The organism is Niallia circulans NBRC 13626 (assembly GCF_001591585.1).
In the GTDB taxonomy this organism is placed as follows: Bacteria; Bacillota; Bacilli; order Bacillales; family Cytobacillaceae; genus Niallia; species Niallia circulans.
In genome coordinates, this window is record NZ_BCVE01000003.1 from 135,088 (window position 1) to 150,619 (window position 15,532).

Consider the following 15,532-nt stretch of genomic DNA (forward strand, 5'->3'; position numbering starts at 1 on the left):
CTACATCATCTCCTCATTGCCAAAAGCATTTGTTTTCTTAAATGTTATGAGTGATACTGCAATTACAATTGCGGAAATAATCAATGTTACCGCTGCTGCAACTGCATATTGCGGTGCTTGCCCTGTTGTTAATTTATAAATCCACGAAATGAGGATATCTGTCGATCCTGCATTCCATCCAATACTTCCTGGACCACCTTCATTAAACAAGTAGATGATAGAGAAGTTGTTAAAGTTAAATGTATACTGTGTGATCATAACTGGCGCTGTTGCAAAAAGGATCATCGGTAGTGTGATATTGCGGAATTGCTGCAAAGCAGTTGCTCCATCAAGGTTGGCTGCTTCATATAAATCATCTGAAATAGATTGCAATACTCCTGTTACCATTACAAAAATATATGGGAATCCAAGCCAGCCTTGGATCATAATAAGTGCTGTTTTTGTCCAAGCCGCATCTGTCTTCCAAGAAATTGCCGGTATGTCAATGAACGGAAGATGATTAATCAATGGGATTACTTGTGCGTTAATAGCACCGATACTGTCATTAAACATATTAGAGAATCCCATGATAGAAATAAATGCTGGTACAGCCCATGGCAATAAGAAAAGAATTCGGAAAAATGCTTTCCCTTTTACATGCTTCTGATGTAGCACAACAGCAGCAACGACACCAAGAACGATTTGTAACGTAGTTGCCCCAAATGTCCAAATTAATGTCCAAACAAGGATTTTCATAAATGTTGCGCGATAAGAACTTAAGAAAAAGATGTTGGTAAAGTTCTCAAAACCAATCCAATCAATCAGCTTAAATGGCGGTATATGTTGAAAATCATAGTTTGTAAAAGCGATAAATAATGTCACTAATACCGGAAAAATAATGATAAAAGCCATTAAAATATAAGACGGGAATGTAAAGATATAAGGGAATCCTTGCTCCCAAAGATTTTTCAATATATCTACCGTCTTCGTATTGATTTTTTCTCCTCTATCTCTTAATGCTCCTATCTTACGAGCATCAAAAATATTTAATATATAGAAGAAGAGAAAGATAACAGTTAAAATTAACTGTAATGTTCCTTTAATCATTAGGAATAACGAGTGATCATCACGAGGTATACTTCCTAATGTTATTAAGCCTTCTAAAGCCTGAAATCCAGTTAATGCCATCTCTATTGCAAAAACTAAGAAGAGAGCAAAAAATACTATTCCTTTAAATGCTTGTTTATTATAAAACTGACCTAACCCAGGAATAATGGATAACAGGGATGCTTTCTTTTTATGATTTCTTTCATTTTGACTCATTGTGGGCTATCCCCTTTCTATAAAATTGCATATTGTTGCATAATGGTAATTTATTGATTTACCAAAAAAATCATCACTCGCCCAACTTTTTTTGATAAACCAACTTGTTTTGTAAGTGTTTTCAATGCAAACGATTGCGTTATGGAAAGACGAAATTTCTAATTATCAGCTATGACAATTAGAAATTTCGACTAAAAGGGAGTGGAATATCTCCCTTCCTTTAAGCTACCTTATTTATATTTTTGATCAATCGATTCTTTAATATTTTTCACTGTATCTTCTGCAGATTGTTCAGGTGTTTTCGCACCAGAAACTGCATCAAACATTAGATATTGTCCGCCATCCCATACTTCAGCCATTTGTTGAATATTAGGCATCGGAGAAGCGTTTTCAAAGTTTGCAATAACTGCTTGAGCTAATTCATTATCTGCTGGTACCGCTTTACGTGCAATTGTGTTTGCAGGAACTTCGTTTGTAGCTTCAAAGAATTTTGTTGAATTATCAGCATTCCCAACATACTCTAACCATTTTGCAGCTAATTCCGGATCTTTCGCATAAGAAGAAGCTACCCAAGCCTTTCCTCCACCAAATGCAGCAAATTTTTCACCGTTTGGTAATGTAGGGATTGCACCAACTCCATAATTAACGCCATTATCTTTAAAAGTTGCTGCCATCCATGGACCATCAATAATTACAGCTGTTTTACCAGTAGTAAACATTTCTGTGATAAAGTCACCAGAACCGGTTACGTCCTGCATACCTTTAGGCCATTGATCATACCAAGTCTTTGCATATTTAATGGCATCGATTGTACCTTGGTTGTTTAAACCTATGTCAGTTGGATCTGTTCCTTCTTTTCCAAATGCATATCCACCATATCCAGCAACTAATCCATAACTAAAATAGAAGTCCGTCCATTTCGCTAAGAAAGCTGTGTTTTTGCCAGACTCAGCTTCAAATGCATACTTGCTATCTTTTGTTAATGCTTCTACCTCTGAGAAATCTTTAGGCATTTCTTTAATTAAATCTTTATTATAGAACCCTACTAAAGTTTCGATAACAAATGGTGTTCCATATTGTTTGCCATCAAACGTTACTAGTTTTTCTTCCGTTTCTGTAATTCCTTCAGGCTGTGCTGTTACTTCAGCTAAATGCCCTTGGCTTCCCATTGAACCAACACGGTCATATGGTGCGATAAATACATCTGGACCAGTTCCAGCAGGACCATCTAGCGCTAATGCGTCAGCTTGATCTGTCATCGCCATTACGACAACTTTTACTTCAGCATTATTTTTAGATTCAAAATCGCCTTTGATACTATCAATATATTTTTTATATCCATCTCCATCTACTGACACAGTTAATGTTTGTTTTCCGTCAGAAGATCCGCCTTTTGAACTTTCTTTCGTATCATTGCCGCCACAAGCGGTTAAAGAGAATGCAGTAAGTAACGCTACTCCTGACATTAATAGTTTTTTATAACTCTTCATGAAATTTTCCCTCCTTATTTATCTCACATTCTTATTGTAGATTTGAAACCGTTTTAATGCAATCGCTTTCTCTGTGTTACCGATAACAGAATGTAACATAAAAACAAAACAATGAATAAATTACGCTATTATTGGGTAATGTCCGTAAAAGTATGTATAATTTTATGGACCAATAGAATTTGATTACCTTTGTCCGATCCTTTTTTATTAGCTTAGAGAACCTCTCCATGTACAAATAATGGAACGCAAACTAAAAAAGAGTCGAAGTTATCCCTCCTAAGGGATACTGTTTCGACTCTTACTTATTAAAATTTTATCCTCTTACTCTTTTCAAAGAAACTTTCCCCATATTAAGCTTAGAGAAAACAATTGTCAGAATAAACGGTATAACAATTGCGAGCACCATTGCAATTAAAAATGTAGTCATATGTTCTGCTTTGATAGATAAAAATCCTGGCAATCCTCCTACCCCAATAGAATGAGCCATAACTCCTGATCCAACTGAGATAACTGCTGCCACCATCGAACCAATCATGGCCGCTAAGAATGGGAAGCCATATTTTAAATTAATACCAAACATGGCTGGCTCTGTAACGCCTAAGTAACAGGAGATTGCCGCTGGAACGGATACTTGTTTTTCTTGTTCGTCTTTACGATTTAAATAAATCATTGCTAATACTGCTGATCCTTGGGCAATGTTGGATAAAGCAATCATCGGCCATAGATTTGTTCCATCAAATACACTCATTAATTGTAAATCGATTGCATTTGTCATATGGTGTAATCCTGTAATAACAAGTGGTGCATAAGCAAAGCCAAATATGGCCGCAAATAACCATCCTACCGAAGAAGTTAGTCCAGAATAGACGACATCAGAAATGGCAGAACCAATCGTCCATCCAATTGGTCCTAATACGGTATGGGCAATTAATACAGTTGGTACTAAGGCAAAGAATGGCACAAAAATCATCGAAATCGCATTTGGAATAATTTTTCGCAAACGCAGCTCTAGGAATGAAAGCAATAGACCTGCTAAAATAGCGGGAATTACTTGGGCTTGGTACCCAATCATGTCTACTTTTGCAAACCCAAAATCCCAAAACGGAATTTCTTCTGCTCCAGCTACTGCATAAGCATTTAATAATTGCGGCGACACGAGTGTGATCCCTAATACAATTCCAAGAATGGGAGTAGCACCCATCTTTCTTGCAACTGCCCAGGTAATTCCGACAGGCAAGAAGTGAAATATCGCTTCTCCAATTAACCATAAAAAGCTATTTGTACCAGCCCAGAACTGTGATACTTCTACTAAAGTTTTGGTTCCGTCCTCCACTAATTTAATTTCGCCAATAACATTACGAAAACCTAGAATTAATCCTCCAACAACAATCGCTGGAATGAGCGGAGTAAAGATATCTGCTAAATGGGCAATCATTCTTTGCAGAAAATTCATGTTTTGTTTCGCTGCCTTTTTCGCTTCATCCTTAGAAGTATCACTTACTCCCGCAATAGCGATAAACTCATTGTAAAAAGATGAAACTTCATTACCAATGATAACTTGGAATTGTCCTGCTTGAGTAAAAGTTCCTTTTACAAGCTTGATTTTTTCAATGCTGTCAATATCAGCCATAGATGGATCATTTAAAACAAAGCGCATTCTTGTCGCACAGTGTGTCACTACAGAAATGTTTCCGCTTCCACCAACATGCTCAAGAAGTTCTTTTGCCTGTTCTGTATACTTCCCCATCGTTCTTCCCCCTTTTGACTATACTATCCTGTATTTATTAAATCGATTATAATTCCTATTGCATAATCAATACATGTATATACAAGTGTTGATTACGTTTTCATTATAGTTGTATATACAGGTAGTGTCAATACAATTAAAATAAATATTTGAGATTAGGGAGAAAGAAGTTATTTGTCCAGGTTTTCCTATTTAAAAAAAACAGACCCCTACAATTTATTCATTTCAATTGGTGTACATTCCAGAAGATATGAATAAATGTGGGACCTGAACTGCCAAGACCTATATAAATACAGCTAGACAAGTAGCACTCATCATCATCATGCTAAAATATAAATAATCAAATAATGTGATAGACGTTTTTTGAAAATATGTTCTATCCCTTTCTCCTGTAAATCCTCTTACTTCCATTGCCATCGCCATCTGCTCAGAGCGGCGAATTGCCTGTGTTAACAAGGGAACTGCATAACGGAAGAATGCCTTAAAGGTGCCGCTATGTTTATAACCTCGAATTCGATGTGCTTCCTTTAATTGGGCAAGATCTGATTGGAACATCGGTATGCAGCGAAAACCAGCCATCATTCCATATGCCCATTTCGGAGATAATTTCCATTGATGGATAAGACTCATCATTAATTCGTATAAATTCGTGGTGGTTGTAAAAAGCAATCCGATTGTCACAAATGCTAGCATCCGCATGGCAATAAGCAAACCACTATTGATACTTTCTTCGGTTACTTGAAACCAAGCCCACTTCCAGACGACTGTTTCTCCTTTTCCAAACGCCGCTAACATCCAAAACGTAAGCATAAAAAAAATAGAATATGGGAGAAGCACTTTAACAAGAAATTTCCCCTTCCATCCTCCCAATGTTAAACCAAGTATTAACACATACAGCCAAATTGCTGCAGTCGAAAATACGCTTTGAATCGTCATTAAAATAACCATTAATATAATATGGGTCATTAATTTCATCGCTGGATTAAGATGTGATAGATAAGACTCGTTGCTTTTGATTGTCTTCACCCTCCTTTAAATCAGCGATTAATTGATAATGAATAGGAGGGATAATAGCTAGCCTTTTACAAAGCTCTTGATTCGAAAAAAGTAGATACGGCTGACCAGCAAAAGCCAGCTTCTTTTGTTGTAAGACAACGACTTTGTCTGCAAATTGATCCACTATATCCATATCATGTGTAACCATAATAATGGAAGTTCCCTCTTTCTTTATTTTTTCAAGAACCTGTAATAAATCATGCGACGATTTTGCATCTTGCCCAAAGGTAGGTTCATCTAATAGAAGAATATCTTGATCTAATAACAGCATCGTAGCTACACTTAATCTTCTTTTCTGCCCAAAGCTAAGGGTGAAAGGATGTTGATTTTGATAAGGCTCTAATCCAAATTCCTGCAAAAGCTCTGTCGTTCTTTTATGAATAGCCGCTTTATCCCATTGATATTGAAGACCGGAGAATGATATTTCATCAAAAACCGTTTGAGTAATAAATTGCAGCTCAGGGTTCTGGAATACAAACCCTAAGTGCTGATACAGCTCTCTGTCTTTCCACTTTTTCAAATCCTTCCCATGAAAGCGGATGTCTCCTTTTTGGCTCTTTTTAAGATGAGCAAGCAGCTTTAAAAAGGTGCTTTTTCCCGCACCATTATTGCCAATAACAGCAATCCATTCTCCTTTATTTACGGTTAACTCAATGTTTTCTAAAATGTTCTCTTTAAGGTAAGCTGCTGTTAAATTGTTCACTTCCAGAATAGGGTCGGGTTTTATTTCCAGAGCCGCTGTCCTTTTTCTTTCATATGCCTTAATTAATTCTAGTCTTCTCGAATGATTTTCATTTTGGATTATATCCTCCCACTTATGTGGAAAAACTTGTGGAAGCCATATACCTGCCTCTTGCATCTCCGCTTTATATTGTTTAACTACCATAGCTGGGGTGCCGTCAGCAATTATTTGCCCTTTTTTATTGAAAAGAATGACACGATCCATCCATTCGATACAGCCATCTAACACATGCTCTACCATTATCAGTGTTTGCCCAGTTCCAGCTGCAGTATCTTTCATTACTTCAAAGACTTCTTTTCTACCTGCCGGATCTAGCTGTGCTGTTGGTTCATCTAAAAAAAGCACCTCTGGCTCCAATGCTAAAAGGCAGGCCAGTGCTAGACGCTGTTTCATTCCCCCTGAAAGATTTGCAATAGGAGTATGTGGCTCTATTGTTAGTCCTACCTTTTCAAGAAGTTCAAAAATAATAGCATCCATTTCTTCCCTGGGTACCTTTCTATTTTCGAGACTAAAGGCAATTTCTTCATCAACATGCTGCATGCAAAACTGGGTATCAGGATTTTGGAAAAGAACCCCTGTGCTTTTTCTCCTAATCACTTCTCCCGATACATATGCTTCAATATGTTCTGGAATAATGCCCGCTAAAACAGATAGAATAGTAGATTTCCCACTGCCGCTTGGACCTAGGATTAATACTTTTTCTCCTTGATTAATATGTAGTGTCACTTCTTGGAGGACAGGTTCCTTATCCTCCAAGAAGCGCACAGACAGATGGTTACATCCTAACAATGAACTCATCATTACTCTCCTTTTTTCGATTCACTTTAGAAATCGCATAGCCCTTTAAGACTCCTGTTTTTCCCAGCCCCTCTACAATTGCCTTTGCTAATAGTCCACCCAAAATAAGACCACTTATTACTTGAATAACAAAGGTTAATATAAGTGTTGTCGTCGTATAATAGGAAAAACCATTTGCTAGAAGGCTATAAAGCATGCTTCCACAAGCAGCCAACCCTCCAGATAACATTAAGACAGAAACATGATATTTTTTATAACGGAATATCGCAAATGCTATTTCTGCCCCGACTCCTTGGAATACGCCGATCAAAAGGGCTGATAAACCAAAGTGACTGCCAATCAAGAGCTCGACCGAAGCTGCTACTACCTCTGCTATTAAAGCAGCTCCTGGCTTCTGCAGAATAAAAGCAACTATCGGGCTGGCTATCACCCATATGCCAAACATAAAGTTAGCACCAACAGGGCCGACAAGCGCTGAGATAGGGAGCCATAAAGTGGACCAGCCCATATAGAGAACACCGCATGCCACGGCAATCACTACTAGTAAGACAACCTCTTTAACTTTCCAGTTCATATAGACACCTCAAACGTCTTTACTGGCCACTCCTCCACATGGTATGCCATATCCCAAAACTTATATTCTAGCTGACAGCTTAATAAAAAGTATTCCATTAACTTTTCCTTCTGTTCTTCATTAAGTGTTTCAGCAAGTTCATCTAATCGCTGACAAAGCGGAGTAGTAACTGTCATAGGGCCATCCCCATAAAAATGGATCCAGTCATAAAAAGGATGGCTACTATCTGGGTTTACCTCTTCTAAAAGTTTTTTCCCGATTTCTACATACGTCCATGGGCAAGGTAAAAGCACCGCGATAATATCAGCAATTCCACCTTGATGTGCAACTGTTAGCATATGGCGAATATAATGGTGAGCAGAGGGAGCTACTGGGAATCCTTGTAGGTCTTCGTATTTAACACCTGCTACCTCGCAAAAATTATTATGAGGATGTATCTCACTATGAAGCACAAAGGAAATTTGGTTATTAAATAGCTCCATGTCTTTTCTGTTCGTGCTTTTTGAAATCGCCAATCCATAAATTTTCATAAAAGCATTTAAATATTCAAAGTCTTGTTTCACATAATGTATAAGCTGCTCTTTCTTTAAATCCCCTTTACCAATTCCTTGCACAAATGGATGTTCCATAATCGCCTGAAAGATTGGTTCAGCCTGTGCACGTAATTTTTGTGAAAAACTCATTTCCATTTCCTCCTTCTTTTGTTCCTGATAATTTTTGCTGAAAAGGAAAATATGGAGTAACTTTGCTATACAAAAAAGCCACTCCAAAAATGGAGTGGCTTTATAATGAATAAATAAAACACTAATATTCAATGGGCCGACTCCACTTTCCTACGCTAGTATGAACTAGATCAGGTTCAAAGGGTCCAAATAATCTTGTCTCAGCCAAAAAGGCTCCCCTAGTGGATTTTCCTATTCAGTTACTTACTACATTACCGAATAAATATAATTTTTGTCAATCATTATTCACCGATACTTTTTGATTATTCTGTTTATCCTTCGTTTCAAAAGGGAAAATTTTATAAAATAAGCGAAATGTAATCGATGATTTTTTAGAAACTTTCACAAAATAGACATATTTATGTGATGTTTTTCACAAAGTTTAAGTGTATAATCACTATATAAACAGTAATAACATTTTACAAAAGAAAGAACTCTAAGATATTATGGAGAAAAGTAACAACACAGTAAATGATTAACGAATTTGTTCTCCATTTAGCAATAAATAGCTTTAAAACTATTAATCTATTTAGAAAAAGGGAGTTGCAAAAAAAAATGAAACAGCAAAATATTAACCGCGTCGTTTTAATTGGTACAGGTGCTGTAGGATGCAGCTATGCTTATTCATTAATTAATCAAGGCATTACAGAAGAACTCGTTTTGATTGATGTCAACAAAGAAAGAGCTGAAGGGGAAGCAATGGATTTAAATCATGGTATCCCATTTGCCCCAGCACCAACGAAAGTCTGGGCTGGCGACTATTCAGACTGTGGAGAAGCTGATTTAATTGTCATTACTGCCGGTCTACCTCAAAAACCAGGAGAAACTCGTTTAGACTTAGTTGCCAAAAATACAGCTATTTTTAAAAGTATTGTGAAAGAAATTACTGCTAGCGGTTTTGATGGAATTTATTTAATTGCGACAAACCCTGTTGATATTCTGACTTATGTGGTTTGGAAAGAGTCTGGTCTTCCGAAGGAACGCGTAATCGGTTCTGGAACCACATTAGATTCTGCCCGTTTCCGCTATATGCTAGGTGAGTATTTCGACGTTGATACACGAAACATCCATGCTGCTATTATCGGTGAGCATGGAGATACGGAACTGCCTGTATGGAGCAGTACAACGATTGGATTAGAAAGCATTGAAACAAAGCTTGCTAAAAATGATAAATACTCTCAAAAAGACTTAGATGAGCTTTTCATTAACGTTCGCGATGCAGCTTATCATATTATTGAACGAAAAGGTGCCACTTATTATGGAATCGGCATGTCACTTGTCCGCATTACAAAAGCTATTCTTGGCAATGAGAACTCTATTTTACCAGTATCTGCATACCTAGATGGGGAATATGGTCATAAAGACATCTATATTGGTGTACCTGCCATTATTAACCGCCAAGGAATCCGTGAAGTACTGGAGCTAGAATTAAATGAAAAAGAAACAGAACAATTTAATCATTCTGTCGAAGTTTTACAACAAACAATGAGATCAGCTCTAAATTAATAAGTGATAAAAGCCTATTGCTGCTGTCGTAATAGGCTTTTTGCTGCATTTTATAAATTCAGCTAGTTTAGCAATATCTTCTATTAGTCTACAACTATTAAATCTGTTCATCGATAAAATTCAGCGGTTCATATCCATATTCTCTTAAATTAAGCGATCCGTTTTGCTGAAATACAATTCCCTCTGCTTCTAGCAATCTTCTTTGAAGCTGGCCATGTTCACCGCTTAATCCAATACAGCCTTTACTATTAAGCACTCTATGCCAAGGAAGTTGGTATTTTTCTGATAAGGTATGAAGAACTCTAACAACTTGTCTTGCTGCCCGAGGGCTTCCAGCCACAGCAGCTATTTGTCCATAGGTCATTACTTTTCCTTCTGGAATATCTGTAATAATCTCCACTGCTTTTTTTGTAAAAGGGTTCATCATCTATCCTCCTATATTTACTACTATTCTAACAAAATTCTTTTCCACTTAAAAAGCGTATCTGTCATTTATGATAGAGCAAGAGAGAAATCGATGAAATGTTAATTCAACCGGGAGATTCTTCAAGAAATAAAAAAGAACTGTTATTCCAGTGAATAACCAGTTCTTCCAAATCTACTATTAATGCCCACCCAAATAAGCCTGCTTTAATTCATCACTTTCCTGTAATTCTTGTGCAGATCCTGATAAAACCACTTTTCCTGTTTCAATGACATATCCTCTATGTGCAATCGATAATGCCATATGGGCATTTTGCTCCACTAATAAAACCGTCGTTCCTTCTTCATTAATTTCTTGAATAACCTGAAAGATGGTACGAACAATAATCGGTGCTAATCCCATGGAGGGTTCATCTAAAAGAAGCAATTTCGGTTTTGCCATTATAGCTCTTCCCATTGCCAGCATTTGTTGTTCTCCACCAGATAAAGTACCAGCTAATTGTTTTTTTCTTTCAAATAACCGCGGAAAAATCTCATAAACCTTTTGTAAATTCTTTTGAATTTCCTGTTTATCTTTTCGTAAAAAGGCACCTAGTTCAAGATTTTCCTCCACAGTCATATTAGAAAAAACACGTCTTCCCTCTGGAACATGTGACATACCTGCCTTTACAATCGATTGTGCAGGCTTTCCTGCAATAGACTTGCCTAAATATTCTATAGAACCCTTTTTGGGCTTGATTAGACCGGATAATGTCTTTAATAATGTACTTTTCCCCGCACCATTCGCACCAATAAGCGTTACTATTTCTCCTTCCTTAATATCAAGCGTTACTCCTTTTAATGCCTGAATATTTCCATAGTATACATTTAGATCCTTTATATGAAGCATTATTCAGCAACCTCCTCTCCTAAATAAGCTTCGATTACTTTTGGATGATTTCTAATCACTTCAGGTGTTCCCTCTGCAATTAATTGCCCATGATCCAAAACATAAATCCGCTCACAAATCCCCATAACAAGAGGCATATCATGCTCTATAAGTAAAATGGTCAGCTGAAACTTTTTGCGAATAAAGGCAATCAATTCCATCAGTTCATGTGTTTCCTGAGGATTCATCCCTGCAGCAGGTTCATCCAATAGCAACAATTTAGGACCCGCCGCTAAAGCTCTTGCTATCTCTAAACGGCGCTGCTGACCGTACGGGAGATTTTTCGCTTTTTCCTTCATATAACGGTCGAGTTGAAAAATCTTAAGAAACTCTATTGATTTTTCCTCCATCTCCTTCTCCCCTTTAAAGTGGGAAGGGAACCGCAAAATACTGCTTAGCATAGAGTGCTTAGCCAAAGAATGGTAAGCTACCTTTACATTATCTAAAACAGATAGTTCTTCAAATAAACGTATATTTTGAAAGGTTCTACTAATCCCTCTACGTGTTACCTGAAAAGGCTGCAACCCCTTTAAACTTTTTCCGTCAAAAAGAATTTCTCCTTCTGTTGGCGCATATACACCAGTTAACATGTTGAAGGTAGTCGTTTTCCCCGCTCCATTCGGACCTATTAGTCCAATTAACTCTCCTTGATTGAGCTCTACATCAATCGCGGACACTGCTTTTAAGCCTCCAAAAGAAATACCTACATTTTTCATTTGCAATAAAGGTTCCTGCTTAGTCATTGGAATTACCTCCTTTGCGTTTAAACAAATCTGTAATTTCCTTTGTTCCCATTAATCCTTTTGGACGATAGAGCATGACGATTACTAAAACAAGGCTATATATAATCATTCTCGTTTCTGGATAATCTTGAAGATAAGTAGAAATAATGGTCAAGAAGCTTGCTGCAATAACAGATCCTGATAAACTCCCTAATCCTCCAAGGACCACGTAAATCAAAATATCAAAGGACTTTAAAAATCCAAAGTTAGTTGGGTTAATAATATAAAAGTTATGAGCTTGAAGCGCACCGGCTACCCCAGCGAATAAAGACCCTAGTGCAAAAGCGGCAACCTTATAATAAGTTGTGTTAATTCCCATTGCATCTGCCGCAATTTCATTTTCCCTAATTGCAATGGCTGCACGGCCATGTCTTGAATTAGTAAAATTAACAATGACTAGAATAGTAATAAATAAACAAATAAACGTACTTGTCCAAGTAGTCAAATGAGTAATCTGCATTCCCGCTGCCCCACCGACATAATCGATATTTAAGAAGAAAATCCGAATAATTTCTGCAAATCCTAATGTGGCAATGGCTAAATAATCGCCTCTTAATCGCAAGGTTGGAATTCCAACTAACAGTCCAGCTAGTGCGGCAACAATTCCACCAGCTAAAATAGCAATTGGAAAAGGCATTTGAAACTTCATCGTTGCAATTGCTGATACGTATGCCCCTACCGCCAAAAAGCCAGCATGACCAATTGAAAATTGTCCGGTAATTCCTATGACAAGATGCAAGCTAACTGCCAGCATAATATTGATAGCCATTAAAATAATCATATTGCTGTATAAAGTGTCAATCCAGCCGCCAGTCATCAGGAACTGAATTACGCCGTAAATAAGTGCGGACAGTATAAGGAATATCCAAAAAGCTTTTGATTTTTTCATCCTTCCAGTCACCTACACTTTCTCTTTTGTATTCTTACCAAGAATACCTGATGGTTTAAAGATAAGAATCAAAATTAAAATAATAAAAGCCGCAGCATCTCTCCATAAAGAAAAACCTAAAGCACTAACAACCGTCTCAACTACCCCTAAGATAAGTCCGCCAATCATCGCTCCTGGAATAATTCCTATTCCCCCTAAAACAGCTGCAACGAATGCCTTTAATCCTGGAATAACTCCCATTAGTGGTTCAATTTTTGTGTAATAAGCGCCGAAAATAACGCCTGCTGCTCCCGCTAAAGCAGAACCAATGGCAAAAGTAGCGGAAATAGTCCGGTCTACATTAATCCCCATTAATCTTGCAGCGTCTATATCATGAGAAACCGCCCGCATTGCTTTTCCTGTCTTCGTTTTATGAACGATAAATTGCAAAATCAACATTAATCCAACCGACGTTCCTAAAATAATTAGGGACTTACTTGTAATTTGTGCACCAAACACATCAAATGTCTTTGTTGGCAAAACGCTTGGATAGGTTTCTAAGCCCGCACCTCTAAAATAAATAAAAACATACTCGATTAATAAAGAAACCCCGATTGCTGTAATTAGGGCAGCGATTCTTGTCGCATTTCTCAACCGTTTATATGCAATTCTTTCAATGATAATCCCAAAGATAGCACAAGCAATCATGGAAACAATCAAAGCTGGAAAAAAACTAAGTCCCCAACCAGTAATAGCATAAAAGCCAATAAATGCTCCAACCATAAATACATCGCCATGAGCAAAGTTAATAAGTTTAATGATTCCATATACCATCGTATATCCTAAGGCGATAAGAGCATATATACTTCCCAAGGAAATGCCGTTAACTAGCTGTTGTATCCATTCCATCTATTTATTCACTCCCTTTTGCTAAGCATGCGTCAATGCAATAACTTTTCACATAGCCTACTGCTAATTAATTCTTATAAAAAACGTTTTTGTTCATACTCTCTATCTCTATCATTCTTTTATCTCTAATTTTCTTTCCATGGAAAATAGGGAGGCTCTCCCTCCCCATCCACCAAGTCTTATTTTGGATCAACCTTTGTTTTAAATACTTGTTTTCCATCTTGATATTCTAAAACTGTTGCTGATTTGATTGGGTTATGATTTTCATCGATTGTCACTATCCCAGTGATCAACGATAAATCTTTTGTTTTTGCCAATTCTTCTTTAATCTTATCCGAATCAGTACTTCCTGCTCTTTCAGCAGCATCTTTTAATAGATAAACAGAATCATAACCTAAAGCATTAAATGCATCTGGGCTTTTTCCGTATTCGTCCTTAAATGCTGAAACAAACTTTTGAATTTTCTCATCTGGATCTTCCGAAGAATAGTGGTTTGTAATAAACGTATTATTTAAGTTCTTTGCTCCTGCTAAATCAATTAATTTTGGAGAATCCCAGCCATCAGCACCCATAAAAGGAGCTGTTATACCCATTTCGCGCGCTTGCTTAATAATTAAGCCAACTTCTTCATAATAGCCAGGAATAAACACAAACTCTGGATTCTTCCCTTTAATTCTCGTTAATGTCGCGCTAAAATCTGTATCTTTTGCAACATAAGATTCTTCTGATACTATTTTTCCACCAGCAGCTGTAAATGTCTCTTTAAATGCTGCAGCTAATCCTTTTGCATAATCACTTGCACTATCAGCATAAATGGCAGCATTTTTGATTTTCAAATCATTAATAGCAAAATTTGCAGCCACATTTCCTTGGAAAGGATCAATAAAGGATGTACGGAATGCATACTCATTTAGCTTTCCATCCTCATTAACCGTAACGTTTGGTGCTGTACCCGACGGAGTTAATAAGACTGTTTGCTTATCATTGGCTATTTGCACTTGTGCTACTGTATCACCACTCGTAGCCGCACCTATAATTGCTGAAACCTTATCTTGGTCGATTAGCTTCAATGCACCATTAGTTGCCTCCGTTAAATCAGATTTATTATCTACCTTAACAGGAACTATTTTCTTGCCATCTATTCCACCATCTGCATTAATCTCTTTAATAGCTAAATCAATACCGCTTTCTAATGATTGTCCATATGATGCAACAGCTCCAGAAAGCTCCAGATTTACTCCAACCTTAAATTCATCCTCTTTTGATGCATTTTTACCACCAGCACTACACCCAGCCAATATTCCAGCAGCCAATGTAGAAGCTGTTATTAAAAGACTTAATTTTTTCTTCATACTAATTCTCCTCTTTTTACTTTGTTTGATTATTCTGACAATAGGAAGAAAATGACACTACATATTAAATATAAGTGCTTACCGAATCATAATTTGACTAGTCAGACTATTCGAATCATTTTTATATTGCGAAATTAATCATAACGAACTAGACAAAAATAATCAATACCCGACAAACTTCACCATAATGTTATCATTTATAACATTTAAAGGAATAAATTTCAAATTTTTTCTAACAATTCTATTAGGAATAAAATAAATCATCTTCTTTTTGTTAGTTTTTTTACCATAATAATTTGGATTCCATGTATACTTAACAATTCATCAATATTC

14 protein-coding genes and 1 riboswitch are annotated in these 15,532 nt (G+C 36.8%); of the genes, 1 reads left to right on the forward strand and 13 read right to left on the reverse strand.

From position 1 onward, the window contains the following. The 7 genes from BCI01S_RS04970 to tenA form a co-directional block, all read right to left on the reverse strand. Positions 1-1,302: a sugar ABC transporter permease gene (locus tag BCI01S_RS04970; RefSeq protein WP_061796962.1), complete on the reverse strand. Its 1,302-nt coding sequence runs from the start codon at positions 1,300-1,302 to the stop codon at positions 1-3. A 230-nt stretch (positions 1,303-1,532) separates the two neighbouring features. Further along, a complete protein-coding gene (locus tag BCI01S_RS04975) occupies positions 1,533-2,792 on the reverse strand; it encodes an extracellular solute-binding protein (RefSeq protein ID WP_061796964.1) in 1,260 nt (419 codons plus the stop codon). A 313-nt stretch (positions 2,793-3,105) separates the two neighbouring features. Next, a complete protein-coding gene (gene treP, locus BCI01S_RS04980) occupies positions 3,106-4,539 on the reverse strand; it encodes a PTS system trehalose-specific EIIBC component (protein WP_061796965.1) in 1,434 nt (477 codons plus the stop codon). A gap of 282 nt (positions 4,540-4,821) precedes the next feature. After that, positions 4,822-5,556 carry an energy-coupling factor transporter transmembrane component T family protein gene (locus BCI01S_RS04985; RefSeq protein ID WP_061797279.1) on the reverse strand — a complete coding sequence of 245 codons (735 nt, stop codon included), beginning with the start codon at positions 5,554-5,556 and terminating at the stop codon, positions 4,822-4,824. Then, on the reverse strand, positions 5,522-7,135 hold the full coding sequence (locus BCI01S_RS04990) for an ABC transporter ATP-binding protein (protein ID WP_061796969.1): 1,614 nt from the start codon (positions 7,133-7,135) through the stop codon (positions 5,522-5,524). The genes BCI01S_RS04985 and BCI01S_RS04990 overlap by 35 nt, the downstream gene beginning before the upstream one ends. Continuing rightward, on the reverse strand, positions 7,113-7,709 hold the full coding sequence (locus BCI01S_RS04995; protein ID WP_047940868.1) for an ECF transporter S component: 597 nt from the start codon (positions 7,707-7,709) through the stop codon (positions 7,113-7,115). Before BCI01S_RS04995 ends, BCI01S_RS04990 begins: the two co-directional genes overlap by 23 nt. Next, entirely contained in the window at positions 7,706-8,392 is a 687-nt protein-coding gene (gene tenA, locus BCI01S_RS05000) for a thiaminase II (protein WP_047941041.1), read from the reverse strand. Before tenA ends, BCI01S_RS04995 begins: the two co-directional genes overlap by 4 nt. A 130-nt stretch (positions 8,393-8,522) precedes the next feature. Beyond that, positions 8,523-8,622, reverse strand: a riboswitch (TPP riboswitch). A gap of 364 nt (positions 8,623-8,986) precedes the next feature. Here tenA and BCI01S_RS05005 point away from each other — a divergent pair. Then, entirely contained in the window at positions 8,987-9,937 is a 951-nt protein-coding gene (locus BCI01S_RS05005) for an L-lactate dehydrogenase (RefSeq protein ID WP_061797281.1), read from the forward strand. 97 nt (positions 9,938-10,034) lie between these two features. On the opposite strand, the gene BCI01S_RS05010 is transcribed toward BCI01S_RS05005, so the two are convergent. The 6 genes from BCI01S_RS05010 to BCI01S_RS05035 form a co-directional block, all read right to left on the reverse strand. After that, positions 10,035-10,361, reverse strand: a complete 327-nt coding sequence (locus BCI01S_RS05010; protein ID WP_047940870.1) for an MGMT family protein — start codon at positions 10,359-10,361, stop codon at positions 10,035-10,037. Between the two features lie 180 nt (positions 10,362-10,541). Beyond that, positions 10,542-11,249 (reverse strand): ABC transporter ATP-binding protein, encoded by a 708-nt coding sequence (locus BCI01S_RS05015; protein ID WP_061796971.1) that lies wholly within the window; start codon positions 11,247-11,249, stop codon positions 10,542-10,544. Then, a complete protein-coding gene (locus tag BCI01S_RS05020; RefSeq protein ID WP_047940872.1) occupies positions 11,249-12,031 on the reverse strand; it encodes an ABC transporter ATP-binding protein in 783 nt (260 codons plus the stop codon). The genes BCI01S_RS05015 and BCI01S_RS05020 overlap by 1 nt, the downstream gene beginning before the upstream one ends. After that, on the reverse strand, positions 12,024-12,959 hold the full coding sequence (locus BCI01S_RS05025; RefSeq protein WP_047940873.1) for a branched-chain amino acid ABC transporter permease: 936 nt from the start codon (positions 12,957-12,959) through the stop codon (positions 12,024-12,026). The genes BCI01S_RS05020 and BCI01S_RS05025 overlap by 8 nt, the downstream gene beginning before the upstream one ends. Before the next feature lie 12 nt (positions 12,960-12,971). After that, positions 12,972-13,847 carry a branched-chain amino acid ABC transporter permease gene (locus BCI01S_RS05030; RefSeq protein ID WP_047940874.1) on the reverse strand — a complete coding sequence of 292 codons (876 nt, stop codon included), beginning with the start codon at positions 13,845-13,847 and terminating at the stop codon, positions 12,972-12,974. A gap of 179 nt (positions 13,848-14,026) precedes the next feature. After that, the gene (locus BCI01S_RS05035; protein WP_047940875.1) at positions 14,027-15,199 is read right to left on the reverse strand and encodes an ABC transporter substrate-binding protein; all 1,173 of its coding nucleotides are present in this window, start codon (positions 15,197-15,199) and stop codon (positions 14,027-14,029) included. Between the last annotated feature and the right edge of the window lie 333 nt (positions 15,200-15,532).